At 47.4% G+C, this 2,546-nt stretch carries 1 protein-coding gene; it reads left to right on the forward strand.

The annotated features are described in order from the left end of the window. The first annotated feature begins 356 nt into the window (after window positions 1–356). Window positions 357–2,369 (forward strand): cation:proton antiporter, encoded by a 2,013-nt coding sequence (locus L2713_RS20420; RefSeq protein WP_248969101.1) that lies wholly within the window; start codon window positions 357–359, stop codon window positions 2,367–2,369. Window positions 2,370–2,546 lie beyond the last annotated feature (177 nt).

Here is a 2,546-nt window from a genome sequence, read left to right on the forward strand (position 1 = left end):
TATGAGACCGCATCTGAGTTTGAATATGGCAACCCCTAATCAGGTGCACAATAGAAAAGGCCAGCTACTGGAGCTGGCCTAAAAACTGTCAACCTATCTTAGGACGAGACATATCTTTTCAGAGTTTTTGCCTCTGTATTTCTGCTTAATACCTTTACCTAATGCCTAAGGTATTGTTTCTTGTTACCCCTTTATTTCTACTGAAAGCTGAATATTCGCTGTCAATCGACATATTCGAGTTACAGGACTGCATTTTTTGCTGCTATTGTTATCACCAATAGTTCATTTTTCTGTATGAAAAAAGCGTGTTAGGTTGGGTTAATACTGACCACTCCATGCCAACTAAAGGAAGTTATATGGTTGAAAAAATCACTGGGATGTTAGCACTTATCGGGGTGCTTTCGTTATTTTGTCAATGGGTTGGTTGGAAGCTTAGGTTACCTGCAATTTTACCGTTATTACTCTGTGGTTTGATGTTAGGCCCAGCATTTGGGGTACTCAATCCCGATGAGATTTTTGGGGATTTATTGTTTCCTATCATTTCACTCGGTGTAGCCGTGATCCTGTTTGAGGGCGCATTGACCCTCAATTTTAAAGAGATTAAAGACCATGGCCGCATGGTGACCCACTTAGTGAGCATCGGCATGGTGATCACCTGGGGCTGTATCAGTGTCGCGACCTTTTATTTGCTCAATTTTAGCTGGGAGGTCGCATTGTTATTTGGCGCCCTCGTGGTGGTCACGGGGCCGACCGTGATTGTCCCTATGCTGCGCAGCGTACGGCCTAAGTCGCAACTGGCGAGCATTTTACGCTGGGAAGGGATTGTGATTGACCCTATCGGTGCGCTACTTGCTGTATTAGTATTTGAATACATTACGGTATCTGGTGACCCAACGAGCCATGTGCTCTATGCACTAGGCTCCATGCTCACGCTTGGTTTAGGCTTAGGCGCGGCGTCAGGTTACCTTATTGGCCAAGTGATCCGCCGCAATTTATTGCCGCATTATTTACGTAATACCGCAGTATTAACCCTTATGCTGGGGATTTTTGTCGGCTCCAACCTAGTGCAGGAAGAGTCCGGATTACTCACAGTGACTGTAATGGGGATTTGGCTAGCGAATATGCGTGGTGTGGATATTGCTGAAATCCTTGAATTCAAAGAAACGCTAACTGTGCTGTTGATTTCGGCTCTGTTTATCCTGTTAGCCGCAAGACTCGATTCGAGTGCCATGATGGATTTAGGCTGGGGCGGCGTAGGAGTGCTCGCCGTGACTATGCTGATTGCACGTCCGCTCAGTATTTGGGTGTCAGGCATTGGGACGTCACTCTCGAGAGCCGATAAGTGGTTCCTATGTTGGATTGCCCCGCGGGGGATTGTGGCGGCGGCCGTATCTTCCTTATTCGCCATTAAGTTAGAGGCAACCAATGTGCAGGGCGCCGATGCTATTGTGCCCTTGGTATTTTTAATCATTATCGGCACTGTCGTTATCCAAAGTTTAACCGCGGGCCGCTGGGCGAAATACCTTGGAGTGACGTCGGGTTCGGCGCAAGGATTATTAATTTTCGGAGCCTCGAAGTTTTCCCGCGAGCTGGCAAAAATCTTAAAAAGCAAAGATGTCAAAGTGCTGTTGGCCGACAGCAACTGGGATAATATTCGCCTTGCGCGGATGGATAATATTCCGGTCTATTTTGGTAACCCTGCCTCAGAACATGCTGAAACCTATATGGATTTAACTGGGATTGGTCGAGTGCTGATCATGTCGCCTTATAAGCAGTTAAACCCGCTGGTGACCTTTTATTTTCAAGATGTGTTAGGTTCTAAAAAGGTCTTCGGCCTTAATAATGCCGAGCAAGGCAGCGCGCGCCATCAATTATCTGAGACTTACAAACAGCGATTATGTTTGTTTGGTGATGCGGTGTCCTACGCCAAAATTGCCAGTCAAATGGCGAAAGGGGCGCAGCTTAAAGTCACTAATTTAACTGAAAACTTCACCTTCGAGCATTTCCGCAAACGTTATGGCGAAACGGCATTGCCGTTAGTGTATCTGACCAAAGAGGGCAAAGTGGTGATTGTGTCAGGTAATGACACCCAATTCCCCAACGGCATAGAGTTAATCAGCCTATTGCCCGTTGAGGCGCTTGAAGAAGCGAAAATCCAACAGGCGATTGCCGAGCAAGAGGCGCTAGCTGCACAGGCCAAAGCGGCGGAAGAAGCAGCCCTAGCGAAAGCCAAGGCCGAGGAGGAAACTGAAGCTGAGCGCCAACGGCTTGAGCAGCAAGCTAAAACCAAGGCCGAAGAGCCATCGCAATCTGAGGTTGACGAACAAGATAACATCAACACCGCGGATGAAACGTTGGCGAAGGGATAATGGCAAGGCCAAGGTTAGCTAAGGTGAGCTTGGTATTTGCGAAGAGATAAGCCTGTTAAGCTAGGCGTGTCTCGTCCTAAGATAGGTTGACAGTTTTTAGGCCAGCTCCAGTAGCTGGCCTTTTCTATTGTGCACCTGATTAGGGGTTGCCATATTCAAACTCAGATGCGGTCTCAT

Origin of the sequence: Shewanella seohaensis, assembly GCF_023283775.1 — a bacterium.
GTDB classification, from domain to species: Bacteria; Pseudomonadota; Gammaproteobacteria; order Enterobacterales; family Shewanellaceae; genus Shewanella; species Shewanella seohaensis.